Below are 17,796 nucleotides of genomic sequence, written 5' to 3' on the forward strand. Positions count from 1 at the left end.
TCATGGCTCGAATATCAAACCCATTTTCCTTTAGTAAGATGAGCCCATTAAATCAACGGCGCATAGAGAACTTCAAGCATAACCGCCGAGGCTATTGGTCCTTATGGTTATTTATTGCGCTGTTTTTACTGTCTCTCTTTGCTGAATTAATTGCCAATGACGACCCTTTAGTCGTCTCCTATCAAGGTAGTCTCTATTTTCCTGTTGCAACTGAGTATACCGAGCTCACCTTTGGTGGTGACTTTGAAAGCCCCGCTGATTTCAAAGATCCCTACATTCAAAGTTTAATTGAAGAAAAAGGCAGTGGCTGGATCCTATGGCCACCTATTCGTTATAGCTATAATACGATCAATTATGATCTACCTGTACCTGCCCCCTCACCTCCTAGCCTAGAAAACCTACTGGGCACAGATGATCAAGCCCGCGATGTTTTAGCCCGTGTTATCTATGGTTTTAGGATCTCGATTCTATTCGCCTTAATACTCACTATTGCTAGCTCAATTATCGGTGTGATCGCCGGTGCAATCCAAGGCTACTACGGTGGTAAAGTTGATCTATTTTTCCAACGTTTTATCGAAATATGGTCAGGTCTGCCCGTACTTTTTCTGTTAATTATTCTAGCAAGTATAGTTGAGCCTAACTTCTGGTGGTTACTGGGCATTATGCTGTTATTTTCTTGGATGCAGCTTGTTGACGTAGTACGAGCTGAGTTTTTACGTGGACGTAATCTTGAGTATGTTAGAGCCGCAAGAGCACTGGGCTTAAACAACCGAATGATTATGTTCCGACATATTCTTCCCAATGCGATGGTGGCTACGCTTACCTTTATGCCTTTTGTATTTAACGGCTCCGTTGTTACCTTAACGGCACTCGACTTTTTAGGTTTTGGTTTACCCCCTGGAAGTCCCTCTTTAGGTGAACTCGTTTCTCAAGGTAAAACCAACCTTCACGCCCCATGGTTAGGCATCACCGCTTTTATGACACTATCCATAATGCTGACCCTTCTAATATTTATTGGTGAAGCCGTACGCGATGCCTTCGACCCAAGGAAAGTTTCATGATGGAAGCAAATACCGACATGAACAATAGTGATACGCAATTATCTCAGCCTGAGGTACTTCTCAGCGTCCAAGATCTATCCGTTCGTTTTGAACAAGACAATCAACAAGCTGTGGATGCAGTAAAGCAGATTAATTTTGATATACCTAAAGGAAAAACTGTTGCGCTTGTGGGAGAGTCAGGTTCGGGAAAATCAGTTTCAGCCATGTCTATACTGAAACTACTTCCCTACCCTAAAGCGAATCATCCTTCAGGTAAAATACTCTATAAAGGTGAAGACCTTCTCCAACTAAACGAACGCCAAATGTGCAAAATGCGTGGGGATAAAATCAGTGTCATCTTCCAAGAACCAATGACATCGTTAAACCCACTACATACAATTGAAAAACAGATTGGTGAAACCCTGTTACTCCACAGGGGCATGACCGGTAAACAAGCACAAATACGTATATTAGAGCTGCTTGATCTAGTCGGCATAAAAGATGCTGAAAAACGTCTAAAAAGCTACCCCCATGAACTATCCGGTGGTCAACGTCAGCGTGTAATGATTGCTATGGCGCTTGCCAATGATCCCGAGCTACTGATTGCGGATGAACCAACGACAGCACTCGACGTTACCATTCAAGAACAGATTCTACAGTTACTCCAAGAGCTGCAAAATAAACTAGGTATGGCAATACTATTGATCACCCATGATCTAAATATTGTTAAGCGCTACGCCCATCATGTATGCGTCCTTTATCAGGGCAAACAGGTCGAGAGTTCAGACACTGACTCATTGTTCGCCAATCCACAACACCCATACACCAAAATGCTCTTAGATGCAGAGCCTTCAGGTCAGCCTTCGCAACAGTCACTAACAGATCAACCCTTGCTCAGCACTGATAATTTAAGAATATGGTTCCCAGTGAAACAGGGGCTTCTAAAACGCACAGTTGATCATATCAAAGCGGTGAACGATGTAAGTTTCACTCTTAATAAGGGTGAGACCTTAGGTATTGTAGGCGAGTCAGGTTCAGGCAAAACGACGCTTGGACTGGCGATCATTAAGCTCATTCGCAGTATAGGCGGAATTAACTTTGCGGGGCAGGAACTCGAACGGCTCGATCAAAAGCAAATGAAGCCGCTACGCAGTCGTATCCAGATCGTCTTCCAAGACCCCTTTGGCAGCCTAAGTCCACGCATGTCTATCTCTGAAATCATTGCAGAAGGATTACAGATCCACCAGCCTAACAGTAAAGATCAACATGAAGCGCAAATAATAGAGGCACTCAACGAAGTCGGTTTAGATCCTGATAGCCGTCACCGTTACCCCCATGAATTTTCTGGTGGTCAACGACAGCGTATCGCTATAGCGCGTGCACTTGTGCTAAAGCCTGAACTTATTATTTTGGATGAACCCACTTCTGCTCTTGATCGCACGGTGCAAAAGCAAATTGTAGAACTACTCCGCGACCTACAAGAGAAATATGCCTTAAGCTATTTATTCATTAGCCATGACCTAGCCGTAGTTAAAGCTTTAAGCCATAGCTTAATTGTTATGCACCAGGGTAATATTGTTGAAAAAGGCAAAGCTTCTGATATATTTAATAGCCCTCAAGCTGAATATACACGTACGTTATTAAAAGCCGCCTTTAACCTGTAAGTAGCAAAGCTGTATCATACCTTGTAACGGGCGGCTTCATTCTTTAGCGCTAAATAAACGTCTTATAGATTTACTTTCTAGTTAATTCGTACCAAAGTTACCCTGAGAAAAAAGACTAAGACAAATGAGTATGGGATTAATTATAGGAATTAAACATCTCCTCTGTAGTTAATCCCATATTTTTTTGAGGATTAAACCCATGACACTATCTACAGAACCGCATCGAATCTTAGTGATTGGCGGCGGTGCCGGCGGATTAGAGCTTGTTACCCAACTTGGCCACCGTTACCGGAAAAAACCAAATATCACAGTCACCCTAGTTGATCAAAAACGTTCCCATATTTGGAAACCATTACTCCATGAAGTAGCCACAGGCTCCCTTGATCCTAGTACTGATGCGGTGACTTACCATGCCCATGCAGTCAAGCACCATTACGAATTTCAGCTTGGTAGTTTTTCAGACTTAGATACCGAGTCTCAAACCGTGACGCTTAGTGAAAAAGTAGACGAAAATGGGCGGGTTATTTTACCTGAGCGATATATAAAATATGACACACTTATTTTAAGTATCGGCAGTGTTAGTAACGATTTCAAAACACCTGGCGTAGCTGAACATTGCTATTTTTTAGATACGGCAAAGCAAGCAGAACGATTCCATAATAGCCTGATCAATAACTTTATGCGCATCAATCAACAAGATCATGGTGTACTCAATATTGCTATTGTTGGTGGGGGTGCCACAGGGGTAGAGCTGTCAGCTGAATTACATAACGTCACTGATATGCTGCGCTCTTATGGTTTACCTAATATGACCGCTCAGCAGTTAAAAGTCACCTTGATTGAAGCGGGTCCACGCATACTACCCGCCTTACCTGAACGTATATCAAGCTCAGCACGCCAAGAGCTTTTAGATATAGGGGTACAGGTCGCAGAAAATACAATGATCAAATCCGCAACTCCTGAAGGGTTCACGACAGCAGACGGCGATCTGATTGAGGCCGACATGATGATCTGGGCGGCCGGTGTTAAAGCACCTGATTTCATTGCTGATCTTTATAAGTTTGAGCTCACTCGAACCAATCAAATTCTGGTCAAGCCAACGCTACAAAGCAGCTTGCACGATAATATTTTTGTTATTGGCGATTGCTGTGCCTGCAAACAAGAAGATGACAGCTGGGTACCACCAAGAGCACAGTCTGCCCACCAGATGGCTTCCCTTGTCAAAGAGAATATTAAGCTGAAACTACAAGGTAAACCGTTAAAATCATTTACCTATAAAGACCATGGCTCGCTGGTCAACCTCAGTCGCTACAGTACTGTCGGTAGCCTTATGGGTAACTTAACTAAAGACTCAATGTTTATTGAAGGTAAAATAGCACGTATTGTCTATATCTCACTTTACCGTATGCATCAGATAGCTATACATGGTTTCTTTAAAGCTATGTTGGTTTATATCGCCGAAAAAGTTAGTAAAGTCGTTCGGCCTAAAATGAAGCTGCATTGATTCGCTTTAACTAAAAAAGAGGCTTAACGCCTCTTTTTTTTAGAACATCAACCTAAACCTACTTCCACCGCAAAACCTTTCCATGATCAAACACATGTCCGGAATTTATTTTACGATAATTGATAAAGATATTACTGTAAGCGACACGACTGCGTTTTGAAATGGAAAAGGCTATACATTCCATAATCGCCTCAATACTACTAATATTGTGAAAACTCGGTACATGCAGGTCAACAAGCACCGGATGACTCCCGCTTTGGGGCTGGGAACTCGGCATCAAACCCGCCACCGCATACTGTCTTGAAGGTATAAATTCCCAAGTAACCGTTATATGTTCAATACTAATATCCGTCCCTCTTGATAAATCTTCAGTAATGCTTTTAATCATTGCCGGCACCTCAACATCCTCTTCAAAGGGCAATGATTTAATACAGATAAGCGCCATCCACAATCTCACTCTAATTTGGTATAAGGAAAACTTAGAGCAACTGCACTATAAACTCAATCCTATTTAAGAAAAATTGCAGACAGCGAAAAACTACTTACGTTCAGATTCAAGAATATAAAGCTCTAAGCGCTTATCAATGCCAAATATATGCCGCTTGAGCCACTCCGATAAGAAACTAGCTAACATCTCTCTAAGTTCCGGCGTGTACTCTTGATGACCATCAAGCATCTTCATCAGCTCGTTGCGAAACTTATTATGCGCCTGTAGATGAGCATCATAATCAGGATAATTGAGTGCTTGCATATAACACTCTTCTAAATAAAAATGATGTTCCGCGTAATCAATCAGGCGAGTGAACGTTGATACATCAACCTGTTCAGCCTTAATTTCATCGATTAACTGAAATAAAGTTTGGTGTTGCTGATCCTGCCAAATTAACTCGCTCGTCACAGTCATAGTCATATCCCTCTTCAGAAGAATTAAGCATAGTCCTGTTTGCCACATAATTTGTAACTGACATAAATCAGTAACAAAACTTATACGTCGAATAATGAACCTTTTTCAGTTACACATCATCACCTATAAGCAAGACTTTCAGCATCAGGGCTTGAACTGTTTTTACAAATCTTTTACAACATTTATATATCTATCTGACTTTTCACTTGCGGTATTGCCCTAAATTATCGGTAACAAAGGGATCAATAGAGGACACCCCCATGAACAGATACCGCTTAACAAATATTAAACACCTACTACTAGCACTATGCTTTAGCGCAGCGCTTGCGCCACTCAGTCAAGCTAAACAGATTGACCTCCAAGTTAATCTTGCCACCCCCGTTATGGAAGCTGAGCGTACACACAATGCTTTTATTAAGATTTCCTTAGAAGCGTTCAAACAAGATCAACCACAAAAACGTATTCCCGCCAATATTGCTATCGTTCTGGACAAATCAGGTTCAATGCAGGGGGACAAGCTCTACCATGCAAAGAAAGCAGCTATCATGGCCATCAATCGATTAAGCCTTAACGATATTGTTTCAGTGGTCAGTTACGACAGTCGTGTCAATGTTGTCGTACCTGCAACAAAAGCGGGCGATACCGAACTGATCGCTCACTCAATTCAGCAGATCAACGCCAGTGGAAATACAGCCCTCTTTGCCGGTGTAAGCAAAGGATCGCAAGAACTTCGAAAGTTTTTAGATATGAACAAAGTCAACCGAGTCATTCTTCTATCCGACGGCTTAGCTAATGTAGGGCCTAGCGCCCCTAATGAACTTGGAAAACTAGGCTTATCCCTTGCTAAAGAAGGGATTAGTGTTACAACGATTGGTCTTGGCTTAGGTTATAACGAGGACTTAATGACCCAGCTTGCAGGCTTCAGTGATGGTAACCATGCCTTTGTAGAGAAGGCAGAAGATCTAGCCAAGGTTTTTCAGTATGAGTTTGGTGATGTACTCTCTGTTGTCGCGCAAAGCGTTGAAATCCGCATAAAATGTAAAAACGGCGTACGCCCATTACGTGTTTTAGGACGTGAGGCTGATATCAGCGGGAATATGGTTAGCACGCGAATGAACCAGCTTTATAGTGAACAGGAGAAGTTTATCATCCTAGAGGTAGAGGTCCCCGCCCAAGAAGATCGCTCCAACTTAGAACTTGTCGATGTTGATATCCGCTATAATGATCTATTTAATCAACGTAACGAACAATTATCGAGTAACGTAGTTGCACAGTTTAGTCGCTCTCAAGAGCAGATTGATGAGGCGGTAGATACTGAAACTTATGAAGCAGCGGCAGAACAAGTCGCAAATGAGTTCAATCGTGAGGCGGTAGAAAAAAGAGATCAAGGTGATATTCAAGGAGCACAAAGCATCTTGCAAAAAAGCGCTGATTACTTAGATAATTTAGGCCAAGCATTAGCTTCACCCAAATTGATCGAGCAGAAAGAGGAAGCGCTTAAAGATGCAGACGAACTTGATGATGAGCAAGAATGGAGTAAAAAACGTAAAGAGCTAAAAGAACGTCAGTTCAAACGCTCTAAGCAGCAAAGCTACTAAGCTAATTTGACCACATAAAGGTTTAATCACCGATAAATCAGCCCTCAGATCTTGGGGGCTGAATAAGCAAAGCGAGAATGATTTGAAAAAAACAGCCTTGTTACTCTGTGGATTGATTTTGATACCTATCCTTATTCTTGGCTGGTTATCTGTGCGTCTAGAACAAAACCAACAGCAGCTGATTCAGCATCAATTCCAAGCCTTAGTGGAAGTTAAATTAAAATCTGTTGATGGCTTATTTCAAGGCCATTTCCAACGTTTAGAGGCGGTCTTACAATCAGAAGCGGCGGAACTCAACCAAAACGCGTCATCTCAAGCACTTAGACAACTCAGTAAATCAAGTCCTTATATTGAGCAAGTTTTCATTCTTGATTCAACAAGAAAACTCATCTACCCCACCCCAACGAATGCTACTGCTCAGGAAATCCAATTTCTTCAGCAAACAAAAACTTTATTGGAAACCCCTTCTCTCTTTACCCACACGCAAGAAAGCAATACCACAACCCAAAAAGCTAATGCACCAGAGCTATTAGCCCAAGCGCCTTACAGCGCACAATTGAAATCAGTGCCACAAACACAACGGTTAACACACTCAACAGAAAAAAGCATTAATGCTGAGACTGAAATAGCTCCCCTTATCAGTCGTCGCTCCCAAGCAACATCATCAATAGCTGCTGATAGCCCTATAGCTTCTTCCAATATTAGCGACAAGCAAGTAGAACAGGTAGAGCCTACAGATTCCGGTTGGATCGCTTGGTACAACAACACCCAACTTCAGCATATCTACTGGCAAACAACAGCCGATAATCGTGTTATGGGATTTGCCATTAGCCGTGCCCGCTTACTCTCTGATTTAATTAATTTACTCCCAGATCAGTCAGAGATAACAGCAGAGCACCCTCTGAACAACTCAATTATCACCCTCAAAAACAGTCGTGGTGAAGTCAGTTACGAATGGGGCAGCACAAAGGAAAACGCCGATCACCTAACACCGATTAAGACATTAAACCTGAGCCACCCTTTAGGTAGTTGGCGATTAGAATACACCACTACCAGCCTTAGCAAACCTCAGCAAAACTGGTTAGAAAAACTGCTCATTATAGTAATAACCTTAAGTGCTTTATCGGCACTTGGTTGGCTCGTATACAGAGAGCAAACCCGCGAGTCACGTTTAGCTCTCCAACGGGTAAATTTTGTTAATCAGGTCTCCCATGAATTAAAAACACCACTGACCAATGTACGCATGTATACCGAGATGCTGGAAAACCAACTTGATGATGAACAGGTTAAACAAAAGCGTTACTTAAATATTATTAATAACGAAAGCAAGCGCCTCACACGCTTAATCGATAACGTACTCAGCTTTTCAAAGTTAGAACGTGACGGCTTAGACCTAAACCTGCAGATGGCTACTGTGCAAGAATGTATTAATAACACGCTAGAGGCATTTGCCCCCGCCTTTGCTCAGCGAGGAATAGACCCTAAGCTTACCAGCCACTGCGACACAAACGTTTTATTAGATCCTCACTGTACTGAACAGATTTTAAATAACTTATTCAGTAACGCTGAGAAATACGCAGCTGATAGCGGTGTTCTACAGATAGAGTGCTGGCAGGAAGGTGACTACAGTTTTATTCGCATCCATGACAACGGCCCCGGTATAGATGAGTACTCATCAAGATCTATTTTTGAACAATTTTATCGCGCCAGTAACAAACTTACTGATGGTATTAGCGGTACCGGCATAGGTTTGAGCATTGCGCGCGAACTGGCACGCAAGCATGGCGGTGATCTGATTTTAGAATCAACGACTCAAGGCGCCAGTTTCCTACTTAGCCTCTACACACCCGTAAGCCTAAGCCATTCACCCGCTAAAGGTAGTTTATGAAAATTCTTATTGCAGAAGATGATCTTAATATTAGGATGGGACTTTTCGATCTACTTGATAATGAAGGTTACACTTGTATAGAAGCCGATGATGGCGAGAGCGCCCTTCACTTATATATTGAACATCAACCCGACCTGATCTTACTCGATATTATGATGCCCAAAATGGATGGTTACACCCTGTGTAGGAAAATTCGCCAGCTTAACGAAACCGTTCCAGTGATCTTTATTACGGCAAAATCAGAAGAGATCGACCAAGTTCTAGGACTCGAGCTCGGTGCTGATGACTATATAAAAAAACCATTTGGCACCCGAGAAGTCATCGCACGTATAAAAGCAGTCACACGCCGCTGCCTACAAACGCAGCAGCCGAGTGATCAACAAGAAGCGGAAACATTCTGGATGGATGATCTACGCGTTTTTCCGGCTCAACTACAAGCACAGCGTGAAGAGATCACATTTGAATTAAGCTTGCGAGATCTTAAAATTCTCCAACTCCTCCATCGCGAACAGGGCAAAGTTGTTGATCGAGACATGCTATTCAACGAATGCTGGGGAAGAGACTATTTACCAAGCAGTCGTACGCTAGATCAACATATTTCTAAATTACGCAAAGTGATTGAAGTCGATGCTAAAGCGCCTAAAGTCATTCAAACGGTGCACGGTATAGGTTACCGATTTATTCAGCATTAGCCGCTAACTTTTTAGGCTAAGTCGTAGTCTTTATAGCTGTCTCGGCTACCATCTCTTTGCTGCATCTAAGTCACTCTGTTTCTGCTCAACCCAGCATTCCCCTCCAGAAGAGATCTCTTTCTTCCAAAAAGGCGCACTCTTTTTTAGATAATCCATGATAAATTGAGCGGCTTCAAAAGCGTCAATTCGATGCGCACTACCCACCCCGACAAATACGATATTTTCATTAAGACTAAGCCGCCCTACACGATGACTAATCACTATATTACCTAGATTCCAACGCTCCCGTGCTTGCTCAGCAATTTCCTCTAAAGCCCGCTCAGTCATGCCTGAATAATGCTCTAAAAACAGCGCATCTAATGTATTATTTGTAGTTGCTAATTCACGTACTATACCAGTGAACGTAACAATGGCACCGCTAGTCGCATCATTTGCTCTCACACGTTCAGAAAGATCCCCTATATCAAAGTCATCCGTTTGGACATATACCTGAGTCGTTGCCATATCACTTTGCCTCTTAAACTAATAACACAGATCATAGCACTAAGGCGCATAGAGATGCGTCACCATAGACGAGTGTTTTTATCTATCAAACAACAGCATTTGATGCTATTGTGTGGCGCTTATTTTGTACGTATGAATTCGAATAATTACGATCAAATTTCTGAGGAATATGATGGATTGGTATCCTCATGCCACTGTTGCTGTCATCGTTGAAAAAAACGGAAAATTTCTACTCATAGAAGAACAATCTTCCGGTGAAATTGTATTCAATCAACCAGCTGGCCATATTGAGGAAGGGGAAACCTTTGTTCAAGCGGCTTGTAGAGAAACACTTGAAGAATCCGCTTGGCATGTAAAACCCCGCTACCTTATCGGTTTTTATGTTTATAAATCGAGTATTAACAACAAAACTTATCATCGCGCCTGTTTTTACGCTGAAGCCATTAAACACGATGCGGATAGAACCTTAGATGAAGGTATTATCCAGACGGTTTGGATGACCCGCGATGAAGTTGCAAGCAATATGCACAAACTCCGTAGTCCAATGGTGTTACAGTGCATTGATGACTATATTGCAGGCAAACAATACCCGTTAGAACTCATTCACGAATACAGTAACTAATCGAAAAAAACCCATGACTGATCATAGCCAGACTAAAGTGATCGTCGGCATGTCCGGCGGCGTTGACTCATCCGTATCAGCCCTACTCCTTATACAGCAAGGATATGAGGTTGAAGGCCTGTTTATGAAAAACTGGGATGAGGATGATGGTACTGAATACTGTACAGCTAAAGATGATTTAGCTGATGCGCAAGCCGTCTGCGATAAGCTAGGTATTAAATTACATACCGCCAACTTTGCGGCGGAGTACTGGGACAATGTATTTGAACATTTTCTAGAAGAATATAAAGCGGGCCGTACACCGAATCCCGATATTCTATGCAATCGTGAAATCAAATTTAAAGCCTTTCTTGAGTACGCTATAGAGTTGGGCGCGGATATGATCGCTACCGGTCATTACGTTCGCCGAGGTCTACGGGAGGGGAAAACCCGCTTACTTAAAGGGCTTGATAACAACAAAGATCAAAGTTACTTCCTACATCAAGTAGGCCAACCGGAGATAGAGAAAACCCTTTTCCCCGTAGGAGAATTGGAAAAACCAGAGGTCAGAAAGCTCGCAGAAGCTCATGATCTGGTTACGCATAATAAAAAAGACAGCACCGGCATCTGCTTTATTGGCGAACGTCGCTTTAGTGATTTTCTGAAACAGTATCTACCAGCTCAACCCGGTAAGATAAAAACACCGACAGGCGACCAGATAGGCGAACACGCGGGCTTAATGTATTACACCATAGGGCAGCGCCAAGGCCTGCATATTGGTGGGCTTAAAGATTACCCAGAAGAACCTTGGTTTGTCGCGGGCAAAGATCTAGAGCACAATGTACTTATCGCCGTACAAGGTAAGCAGCACGATCTACTGTTTACCGATTGGTTAACCGCCGATGAGATTTTTTGGATAAATGACGAAGAGCCACCACTACCTTATCGTTGCAAAGCTAAAGTACGTTATCGTCAATCTGATCAAGAGTGTATTATTGAACGCCACGGTGATTCCGGTTACCTCATCCGTTTTAATGAACCCCAACGAGCAGTCACACCCGGCCAATCCGTTGTTATTTATAGTGATGATGTATGCTTGGGTGGTGGCGTAATAGAAAACACTGGCAAGAATGAATCGTTAGATAGCTGAGAGGTTTAAGGTGTCACGTCAACATGATGAACAAACATTAGGCCTGGCCGGAATTTTCCAAGCAGCAGCCTTAGTCGAGCAGATAGCTACACGCGGAATGGTTGCCCAAAACAGCCTTGAAACCTCTATCTACAGCATTATGCAACTCGATCCCGCTTGCTCTGAAGATATTTACGGTGGCGCTGCAGACTTACCCTATAACCTCCACCTTGGGTTGCAAAACCTAAAAGATATTGTTGATAAGCCACGTGCTGAACATAATAAAGATGTTATTCGCTACGTACTTAGCATGGTGCATTTAGAGCGTAAGTTAAGCTCAAATCCCGAAATGCTTCAAACGATTGGCCACCGTTTGAAGCAAGTCACAGAACAAGCAAAATACTTTAATTCCGAAAACCAATACTCTGAAGCTAATTTAGCGCCAGAGCATGAACTCGCTTTAACACCATCAACATACTGCCACCCTAATGTTGTCGCAAATCTAGCAAGCCTTTATCAAGACACCATTAGCTCGTTCAGCTTCCGTATCCAAGTAACAGGCGACCCAAGGCATCTGCAGAACAGTGAAAATGCGGCAAAGATTCGCGCCCTACTCCTTGCGGGTATCCGCAGTGCGATGTTATGGCGCCAAAAAGGCGGAAAACGTTGGCACCTACTCTTTTTTAAATCACGCCTTCGCCCCTCATTAAAAAATATAATGGGTTAAGTTGTTCCTGATAAGGTTCTACCCCTGCATTACTTTATTGTCTGGATTTGTCGGCACTAGCCCTACGAAAGTGACGTCTACTCAGGTATAATGCGCGCCTTCTTTTTAATCAAGATAGAGATCGTTTCATGGAGCTTTCCGCACTGACGGCCGTTTCGCCAATTGATGGGCGCTATGGCAGCAAAACAGCTGACCTACGTGATGTATTTAGTGAATATGGCCTAATACGCTTTCGCGTAGAAGTAGAGGTACGTTGGCTACAGAAACTAGCGGCTCACGCCCAGATTAGTGAAGTTCCAGCATTGAGCGCTGAAGCTAATTCTGTTTTAAACGCTATAGTAACTGATTTTGGCCCTGCGGATGCAGAAGCTGTTAAAAACATCGAACGTACAACAAATCACGATGTAAAAGCAGTTGAATACTTCATCAAAGATAAATTCAAAGATAACGCCGAATTAATGGCAATTAATGAATTTGTACATTTTGCCTGCACCTCTGAAGATATTAACAACCTATCTCATGGTTTAATGCTTAAACATGGTTTAGATGTTGTTTTACCACAGATGCAACAAGTCACTGATGAGATAGCAACCCTTGGCCGCGAATTCGCAGAACAACCAATGCTATCCCGTACCCACGGTCAAACAGCATCACCTACAACAGTAGGTAAAGAGTTTGCAAACGTTGCCTACCGCATGCAACGTCAGATCAAACAGCTAAAAGCTGTAGAGATCTTAGGTAAGATCAACGGTGCTGTAGGTAACTACAACGCTCACCTATCCGCGTATAGCGATATTGATTGGGCTGAAAATGCGCAAAATTTTGTTGAAAGCTTAGGTTTAACGTTCAACCCATACACAACTCAAATCGAGCCTCACGACTACATTGCTGAGCTCTTTGATACTGTTGCGCGTTTCAACACTATCCTAATCGATTTCGATCGTGATATCTGGGGTTACATCTCTCAGGGTTACTTCAAACAAAAAACAATTGCTGGCGAAGTTGGGTCATCTACTATGCCGCATAAAGTTAACCCTATCGACTTCGAGAACTCCGAAGGTAACTTAGGTATAGCAAATGCGATCATGGGTCACTTGGCACAAAAACTACCCGTTTCCCGCTGGCAGCGCGACCTAACAGACTCTACAGTGCTACGTAATATGGGAGTCGGCTTTGGTTATAGCCTAATCGCTTATCAATCTAGTTTAAAAGGGATCAGCAAACTTGAGCTAAACCCTGCTAAGCTAAATGAAGACTTAGAAAATGCTTGGGAAGTCCTTGCTGAACCAATCCAGACCGTTATGCGCCGTTACGCTATCGAAGAACCTTACGAGAAGCTGAAAGCACTAACCCGCGGTCAGGATATGAATAAAGAAACCATTCTAGCCTTCGTGGATACGCTTGATATGCCAGAAGAAGCTAAACAGTCTCTTAAGGCATTAACACCACACACTTATATTGGTAGTGCGGTAGATCAGGCAAAGAAAATCTAAAAATGGTGCTTTGGGCTCAATTTAGATTTTAAAAACGGGGCTATGGCCCCGTTTTTATTATTATGGATCAAGCCTTATGGAATACCTTACTCGCCCCGACTTAACTAAGATTCATTTCGTCTCACTTGGTGAAGGAAACAAAACCTTAATATTCCTTCATGGCTGGACCGCCTGTGTACGTGAATGGCTACCCTTTGCCTCAGAGCTAGCCCAGCAGCACCGAGTCGTCTGTTGGGATGCACGAGGACACGGAGGGCACCCCTATTCCGAAGGCACGAATATGACACTCCCCGAAATGGCTGACGATCTTCATACACTACTTAATTATTTAGATATTCAAGAAGCTGTCATTATTGGCCACTCTCTGGGCGCTTTAACGACTTGGGAATATATTCGTAAATATGGCCAAGACCGTATTGCAGGATTATGTATGGTTGATCACTCGCCGAAACTACTTACCGACGATGAATGGAATCATGGTGTTTATGGTGAATTTAGCAGCAAAAACAATGAAACCTTTATCCAACTACTAAAACAAGACTTCACTCAAAGTGTTTTAGAACTCATTGCTTATGGTATGCACTATCAATCGTTACAAAACTTCCAACAAAACTCCCACAGTTTTCAAAAAATGCGCGATTATTTACAAAAGCAAAATGCGCCATTACTTATCGCGTGTTGGGAAAACATAACACAGCAGGATTATCGTGATGTTCTACCTACAATAAATACACCGACCTTGCTAATTTATGGTGAAGAAAGCCAATTTTATTGCGCAAAGTTACAAAACTGGGTTCATCAACATATTGAAAATTCCGAACTGCTTGTCTACCCTAGCGCGGACCACTCACCCCATTTGTGGCATAGACATAAATTTATCTATGACCTTAACCGCTTTGTTGATGCTTTGTGAGATCTCCTGAAATGCTATCAAACATTAGAGTTGTACTAATCAACACCTTCCACCCAGGTAATATTGGCGCCGCAGCCCGCGCTATGAAAAACATGGGTCTAAACAATTTATACCTTGTGGAGCCGAGAGAGTTTCCAAGCCCTGAAGCGGATTCCCGAGCTGCGGGTGCCAAAGATCTGTTAGACAATGCGGTAATCGTCAGTTCACTAGAAGAAGCTATTTCAGACTGCCAGTTAGTGATAGGTACCAGCGCACGAACCAAACGCACCTTCGACCTTCCTCTCCTCAATGCGAGAAAAGGCGCTGAGCGGATCGTAGCAGAATCAGAACAAGGCAATGTAGCACTGGTTTTTGGCCGAGAAACCATGGGACTACATAACGATGAACTACAGCAATGCAATGTTCATATTTACATTCCTGCCAATCCTGAGTATCCCGTACTCAATGTATCCCAAGCGATCCAACTGCTTTGCTATGAAGTCTATGTGGCAACAGAAGAAAAAACTTATACCCCTATTGAAGAAGAATACCCTCGCCAAAAAGAGATGACTCTGTTTTATAGCCATCTAGAAAAAGTGTTACGCACAACGGAATTTATAATTCCTCAACATGAGGGTAAAGTACTAGATAAGTTACGTCGTTTTTTCAATCGCTCTCGTCCAGAGCGTACAGAGCTTAATATGCTTCGAGGTATATTAACTTCGATTGAAGAGACCGTAGAAAGGCTAAAGAAATAACTCCTATACTAGCCAGATAACCGACTGACAAATTGAGACAAACTAAGATGGAAGATCAACTAGACGTTTTATTAAAACAAGCGGATGAACTACGTGCTGGTATTAAACAGATGCAAGATGAGTCAAAAATGATGGGCTACAACGCCGTAGGCATACGCCAAAGTGCCGAAACTATCCAAAAGTGTCTCCAAAAAGTAGGCAATAACAAGATTGCAGCGTTAGCTAACCGTGATAAACGTAAAGTTTATGACGAAATGGAGAAAGCCGTTGAAGAGTTAATGGAGTTTATAAAGTAGTGAACTCCCCATTTGGCGATATCAGTGTAGAAACCTTCCTACGCGAGTACTGGCAGAAAAAGCCATTGCTCATACGTAATGCTTTTCCTAACTTTGAAGCCCCAGTAAGTCCTGACGAGCTAGCAGGCATGGCCTTAGAAGAGGAAGTAGAATCACGTTTAATTATCCAGTCCCCAGATGGCAAAGACTGGAAACTTGAACATGGCCCTCTGAGCGAAAGCACTTTTACAGATCTACCGGATAGCCATTGGACACTCTTAGTGCAATCGGTCGATCATTGGATTCCCGAGGCTAACGAGTTATTAGAATATTTCCGCTTTGTACCGAACTGGCGACTTGATGACCTTATGGTAAGTTACGCTACTGATGGTGGCGGGGTTGGCCCTCATTACGACAATTACGATGTATTCTTAATCCAAGCATCGGGGACTCGACGCTGGGAAGTCGGTGGCACTTATGGCGAAGACTCACCCCGCCGTAACGATGTCCCCGTTATGATTCTCCCTGAATGGATCCCCGAACAAAGCTGGGATTTAAACCCCGGTGATATGCTCTACGTACCACCGAGGCTTGGCCATAATGGTTACGCTATTGGTGATGACTGTATGACCTACTCCGTAGGCTTCAGAGCGCCCTCCCATCAAGAGATGATGGCAGACTTCACTGACTATCTAGACAATATAACTACCGCTGAAGACCGCTACAGTGATGCTGATCTGAAACAGCAAGATAATCCAGGTGAAATCACCTGCGAAGCGCTAGATCGCGTAAAAGCGATTATGCACGAATATATCGACAGCCCTGAACTCCTCTCCCACTGGTTTGGTCAATTTATGACAGAGCCCAAAAACCAGGAACAAGGTGCAGATCAAAGTTGCGAGCTAGATGAAGCTGAAATTAAGCAATTGCTAGATGACGAGACTCCTTTATGCCGAAGCGAAGGCTCTCGTTTTGCTTTTAATAGAGTAGATAATCACTTTATTCTTTTCGTCGACGGTAAAGGCTGTGCCTGTAGCCAAGGTCAGATTCAATTAGCGGAAAGTTTATGTGCAAATTTATACCAAGAAAAAATAGAGCCTAGCGAAGAAAATATTGAGCTACTCAAGGCATTACTTCTACAAGGCTCGGTCTACTTCTTAGAAGAGGAATAGAGAGTACAACCTTAGCTAGAGACAAACATTACTAGACTGTTTGTCTCTCGTTCTCTTCCCTCCCCTGAGCTCTAAAAAGGCCACTCAAATATTCAACAAATCATCACTTTTAAGCTAGCTTTTAAACACAACATCAGCTAGCTTAGAGTTGAGTAAGATTAAAATAACAATCCTCTTATATTCACAAAAACCTCTGTGAATCGAAAACAGAGTTAACAATAAAATTTATTAAAAACATAGAGTTAAATCTGACTAATAATGTAAATATCATATCCTTAGCCTTACCGTTTCTTAGATTAACCTGATAGCTATTTCATAATTGTTTTTAGAAAGCAGATATCAAACTAATACTAAAGAAGAGACTAAATAGATAACTGATATAGGACTGCCTAACCTTATTAATACAAGGTCATGGTATGTCATTACATTGAATAGAGGGCGGTCATAAAAGATGAACAAAAGCTTTTATATATCTGTGTGAATATTTAATAACAGGTTGCTTAAAATAATATTTTTGAGAGAGAAAAATGAACACAAGGCCAGAAATAACAATTACTTCATTAGATGCAGATCGGCTCTATAATTTAATTGAGTCCCTGCCAAAAAACAGCTTTGCCGGCCAAACGGAGCTAGAAGCTGAACTTGAACGGGCCAATGTCGTAGCGCCTGACGAAGTTCCGCCAACAATCGTTACCATGAACTCGACCGTTAAATTTGTTATCGAATCAACTAATGATGAATTTGAACTAACCCTTGTTTACCCCAAAGATGTAGATGCAGACGGTCAAAAGATTTCTATATTAGCGCCCATTGGTAGCGCCCTCTTAGGCCTATCTATAGGAGATGAAATCGAATGGCCAAAACCTGGTGGTGGGGATCTGAAAGTTAAGTTAACAGAGGTATTATACCAACCAGAACGAGCGGGCGAGCTCCATCGTTAACATATAGCCCATAA

18 protein-coding genes are annotated in these 17,796 nt (G+C 42.5%); 15 read left to right on the top strand and 3 right to left on the bottom strand.

Features of this window, described 5'->3' with window-relative positions; all coding sequences use genetic code 11:
- Positions 1 to 2 precede the first annotated feature (2 nt).
- The 3 genes from A3774_RS07345 to A3774_RS07355 all read left to right on the top strand — a co-directional run bounded on the left by A3774_RS07345 (position 3) and on the right by A3774_RS07355 (position 4,208).
- Positions 3 to 1,061, top strand: coding sequence for an ABC transporter permease (locus A3774_RS07345; protein WP_067865520.1), 1,059 nt, complete (start codon positions 3 to 5; stop codon positions 1,059 to 1,061).
- A complete protein-coding gene (locus tag A3774_RS07350; protein ID WP_231867960.1) occupies positions 1,058 to 2,704 on the top strand; it encodes an ABC transporter ATP-binding protein in 1,647 nt (548 codons plus the stop codon). The genes A3774_RS07345 and A3774_RS07350 overlap by 4 nt, the downstream gene beginning before the upstream one ends.
- Before the next feature lie 199 nt (positions 2,705 to 2,903).
- The gene (locus A3774_RS07355) at positions 2,904 to 4,208 is read left to right on the top strand and encodes an NAD(P)/FAD-dependent oxidoreductase (RefSeq protein WP_067865523.1); all 1,305 of its coding nucleotides are present in this window, start codon (positions 2,904 to 2,906) and stop codon (positions 4,206 to 4,208) included.
- 58 nt (positions 4,209 to 4,266) lie between these two features.
- On the opposite strand, the gene A3774_RS07360 is transcribed toward A3774_RS07355, so the two are convergent.
- Together A3774_RS07360 and A3774_RS07365 are read right to left on the bottom strand one after the other, a co-directional pair.
- Entirely contained in the window at positions 4,267 to 4,653 is a 387-nt protein-coding gene (locus A3774_RS07360) for a tautomerase family protein (protein ID WP_067865526.1), read from the bottom strand.
- A 93-nt stretch (positions 4,654 to 4,746) separates the two neighbouring features.
- Positions 4,747 to 5,112, bottom strand: a complete 366-nt coding sequence (locus A3774_RS07365) for a hemerythrin family protein (protein ID WP_067865529.1) — start codon at positions 5,110 to 5,112, stop codon at positions 4,747 to 4,749.
- Between the two features lie 260 nt (positions 5,113 to 5,372).
- On the opposite strand from A3774_RS07365, the gene A3774_RS07370 reads away from it, so the two are divergent.
- The 3 genes from A3774_RS07370 (at position 5,373) to A3774_RS07380 (ending at position 9,290) form a co-directional block, all read left to right on the top strand.
- Positions 5,373 to 6,710 carry a vWA domain-containing protein gene (locus A3774_RS07370; RefSeq protein ID WP_082792383.1) on the top strand — a complete coding sequence of 446 codons (1,338 nt, stop codon included), beginning with the start codon at positions 5,373 to 5,375 and terminating at the stop codon, positions 6,708 to 6,710.
- An 82-nt stretch (positions 6,711 to 6,792) separates the two neighbouring features.
- Complete coding sequence (locus A3774_RS07375; protein WP_067865532.1) at positions 6,793 to 8,598, top strand: sensor histidine kinase; 1,806 nt, start codon at positions 6,793 to 6,795, stop codon at positions 8,596 to 8,598.
- A complete protein-coding gene (locus tag A3774_RS07380; RefSeq protein ID WP_067865535.1) occupies positions 8,595 to 9,290 on the top strand; it encodes a response regulator transcription factor in 696 nt (231 codons plus the stop codon). Before A3774_RS07375 ends, A3774_RS07380 begins: the two co-directional genes overlap by 4 nt.
- Positions 9,291 to 9,335: 45 nt before the next feature.
- Here A3774_RS07380 and moaE read toward each other — a convergent pair whose 3' ends face one another.
- Positions 9,336 to 9,794: a molybdopterin synthase catalytic subunit MoaE gene (gene moaE, locus A3774_RS07385; RefSeq protein WP_067865538.1), complete on the bottom strand. Its 459-nt coding sequence runs from the start codon at positions 9,792 to 9,794 to the stop codon at positions 9,336 to 9,338.
- A 169-nt stretch (positions 9,795 to 9,963) separates the two neighbouring features.
- On the opposite strand from moaE, the gene A3774_RS07390 reads away from it, so the two are divergent.
- The 9 genes from A3774_RS07390 (at position 9,964) to rnk (ending at position 17,782) form a co-directional block, all read left to right on the top strand.
- Entirely contained in the window at positions 9,964 to 10,416 is a 453-nt protein-coding gene (locus A3774_RS07390; protein ID WP_331709317.1) for an NUDIX hydrolase, read from the top strand.
- Between the two features lie 13 nt (positions 10,417 to 10,429).
- Positions 10,430 to 11,545: a tRNA 2-thiouridine(34) synthase MnmA gene (gene mnmA, locus A3774_RS07395; protein ID WP_067865544.1), complete on the top strand. Its 1,116-nt coding sequence runs from the start codon at positions 10,430 to 10,432 to the stop codon at positions 11,543 to 11,545.
- A gap of 10 nt (positions 11,546 to 11,555) precedes the next feature.
- A complete protein-coding gene (locus A3774_RS07400) occupies positions 11,556 to 12,251 on the top strand; it encodes a lysogenization protein HflD (RefSeq protein ID WP_067865547.1) in 696 nt (231 codons plus the stop codon).
- Between the two features lie 128 nt (positions 12,252 to 12,379).
- Positions 12,380 to 13,744, top strand: a complete 1,365-nt coding sequence (gene purB, locus A3774_RS07405) for an adenylosuccinate lyase (RefSeq protein ID WP_067865550.1) — start codon at positions 12,380 to 12,382, stop codon at positions 13,742 to 13,744.
- 76 nt (positions 13,745 to 13,820) lie between these two features.
- On the top strand, positions 13,821 to 14,657 hold the full coding sequence (locus tag A3774_RS07410) for an alpha/beta fold hydrolase (protein ID WP_067865553.1): 837 nt from the start codon (positions 13,821 to 13,823) through the stop codon (positions 14,655 to 14,657).
- Between the two features lie 11 nt (positions 14,658 to 14,668).
- Complete coding sequence (trmJ, locus tag A3774_RS07415) at positions 14,669 to 15,394, top strand: tRNA (cytosine(32)/uridine(32)-2'-O)-methyltransferase TrmJ (protein ID WP_067865556.1); 726 nt, start codon at positions 14,669 to 14,671, stop codon at positions 15,392 to 15,394.
- Positions 15,395 to 15,441: 47 nt separating this feature from the next.
- Entirely contained in the window at positions 15,442 to 15,690 is a 249-nt protein-coding gene (locus tag A3774_RS07420; RefSeq protein ID WP_067865560.1) for a hypothetical protein, read from the top strand.
- Positions 15,690 to 16,841 carry a cupin domain-containing protein gene (locus A3774_RS07425; RefSeq protein WP_067865561.1) on the top strand — a complete coding sequence of 384 codons (1,152 nt, stop codon included), beginning with the start codon at positions 15,690 to 15,692 and terminating at the stop codon, positions 16,839 to 16,841. Before A3774_RS07420 ends, A3774_RS07425 begins: the two co-directional genes overlap by 1 nt.
- A gap of 527 nt (positions 16,842 to 17,368) precedes the next feature.
- Positions 17,369 to 17,782, top strand: a complete 414-nt coding sequence (gene rnk / locus A3774_RS07430) for a nucleoside diphosphate kinase regulator (protein WP_067865564.1) — start codon at positions 17,369 to 17,371, stop codon at positions 17,780 to 17,782.
- Positions 17,783 to 17,796: the final 14 nt, after the last annotated feature.

Origin of the sequence: Neptuniibacter marinus, assembly GCF_001597725.1 — a bacterium.
Taxonomy (GTDB): domain Bacteria; phylum Pseudomonadota; class Gammaproteobacteria; order Pseudomonadales; family Balneatricaceae; genus Neptuniibacter; species Neptuniibacter marinus.

Bases quoted from the DNA above. Each gene is read 5' to 3' on its own strand.
- A3774_RS07345 (WP_067865520.1), top strand. From the start codon at position 3: ATGGCTCGAATATCAAACCCATTTTCCTTTAGTAAGATGAGCCCATTA.
- A3774_RS07350 (WP_231867960.1), top strand. From the start codon at position 1,058: ATGATGGAAGCAAATACCGACATGAACAATAGTGATACGCAATTATCT.
- A3774_RS07355 (WP_067865523.1), top strand. From the start codon at position 2,904: ATGACACTATCTACAGAACCGCATCGAATCTTAGTGATTGGCGGCGGT.
- A3774_RS07360 (WP_067865526.1), bottom strand. From the start codon at position 4,653: ATGGCGCTTATCTGTATTAAATCATTGCCCTTTGAAGAGGATGTTGAG.
- A3774_RS07365 (WP_067865529.1), bottom strand. From the start codon at position 5,112: ATGACTGTGACGAGCGAGTTAATTTGGCAGGATCAGCAACACCAAACT.
- A3774_RS07370 (WP_082792383.1), top strand. From the start codon at position 5,373: ATGAACAGATACCGCTTAACAAATATTAAACACCTACTACTAGCACTA.
- A3774_RS07380 (WP_067865535.1), top strand. From the start codon at position 8,595: ATGAAAATTCTTATTGCAGAAGATGATCTTAATATTAGGATGGGACTT.
- moaE (WP_067865538.1), bottom strand. From the start codon at position 9,794: ATGGCAACGACTCAGGTATATGTCCAAACGGATGACTTTGATATAGGG.
- A3774_RS07390 (WP_331709317.1), top strand. From the start codon at position 9,964: ATGATGGATTGGTATCCTCATGCCACTGTTGCTGTCATCGTTGAAAAA.
- mnmA (WP_067865544.1), top strand. From the start codon at position 10,430: ATGACTGATCATAGCCAGACTAAAGTGATCGTCGGCATGTCCGGCGGC.
- purB (WP_067865550.1), top strand. From the start codon at position 12,380: ATGGAGCTTTCCGCACTGACGGCCGTTTCGCCAATTGATGGGCGCTAT.
- A3774_RS07410 (WP_067865553.1), top strand. From the start codon at position 13,821: ATGGAATACCTTACTCGCCCCGACTTAACTAAGATTCATTTCGTCTCA.
- trmJ (WP_067865556.1), top strand. From the start codon at position 14,669: ATGCTATCAAACATTAGAGTTGTACTAATCAACACCTTCCACCCAGGT.
- A3774_RS07420 (WP_067865560.1), top strand. From the start codon at position 15,442: ATGGAAGATCAACTAGACGTTTTATTAAAACAAGCGGATGAACTACGT.
- rnk (WP_067865564.1), top strand. From the start codon at position 17,369: ATGAACACAAGGCCAGAAATAACAATTACTTCATTAGATGCAGATCGG.